Raw genomic sequence first — 1,088 nt, forward strand, 5'->3', positions numbered from 1 at the left:
GTATAAAACGGCGATCTGGATTATAAGTATTAGTTGCATTTACTTCATTAGTGGTTTATGATGTAAAAATACAAATAGTAATGATTACGATTTGAGAGAGGGTTTTAAGAAAGGATGGATGATTTGGCTAAAAAATCAAAAATAGCAAAAGAAAAGAAACGTCAAGCACTTGTCAAAAAATACGCTGAGTTAAGAAAACAATTAAAGGAACAAGGAAATTATGATGAACTACAAAAACTCCCGAGAGATTCTTCGCCTACTCGCCTGCATAACCGCTGTGAGGTAACGGGAAGACCTCGCGGATATTTGCGTAAGTTTAAACTTTCTCGAATTGCTTTTAGAGAGTTAGCTCACAAAGGACAGCTTCCTGGAGTGAAAAAATCAAGCTGGTAAATTTCTAATTAAGTAAAGGCAGCCTTTTGGGTAAAAAAAGAATGAACACGCCCTGTGAATCGGAATCAGTACTTTTAGTAGGAGGAATTAATATGGCTACATGGAACTTAGATACAACGAAACATCACGTTCTCATTTGCAATGGAAGCAGCTGCAATCGGGTTGGAGCCGAAGAAGTTACACAAGCGATTCGAAGTGAGATAGCCAATCAAGAATTAGATTCATACATACACACTACTCGCACTCGATGTAATGGAAGATGCCACGATAAATGCGTCGTCATTTCCTATCCAGACGGTATTTGGTATAAAGATGTGAAACCTCAGGATGCACGAGAGCTTATTAACTCATTAAAGAAGGATCAGCCTTTTGTAGGAAAAATAAGCCATACTTTTTGCGAAGAAGGATTTCAGCGAACAGAAGGTACTGTGAAAGGTATCTCAAAAGAAAAAGAAACCGTCATCAAAGTATCTAAAAAACTTTAATTTACAACAGCGAGAACACAGCCCTTGTAAGAATAACCGACGAACAGAGAAACATCATTAAAAATGTCTGTTTGTTCTCTCTGATTCACCTGTTACTTAATCTAGACACCAAAAGCCGCTTCTGGTGAACAGGGCGGCTTTTGTCATCTTTAAATATTTAAGAAATTATATTTTCTCTGTTTCAAATATGGAATTTGAACTGTATATTTC

The 1,088-nt window shown here is 36.8% G+C and carries 2 protein-coding genes; both read left to right on the top strand.

Annotated features, from left to right (window positions below):
• Positions 1-123 precede the first annotated feature (123 nt).
• Positions 124-393 (top strand): 30S ribosomal protein S14, encoded by a 270-nt coding sequence (rpsN, locus tag RB298_RS17165; protein ID WP_071274461.1) that lies wholly within the window; start codon positions 124-126, stop codon positions 391-393.
• Between the two features lie 92 nt (positions 394-485).
• Complete coding sequence (locus tag RB298_RS17170) at positions 486-878, top strand: (2Fe-2S) ferredoxin domain-containing protein (protein ID WP_486047668.1); 393 nt, start codon at positions 486-488, stop codon at positions 876-878.
• Positions 879-1,088: the final 210 nt, after the last annotated feature.

This window comes from Priestia sp. BR_2 (assembly GCF_041954005.1).
GTDB classification, from domain to species: domain Bacteria; phylum Bacillota; class Bacilli; order Paenibacillales; family Paenibacillaceae; genus Paenibacillus_AQ; species Paenibacillus_AQ lautus_A.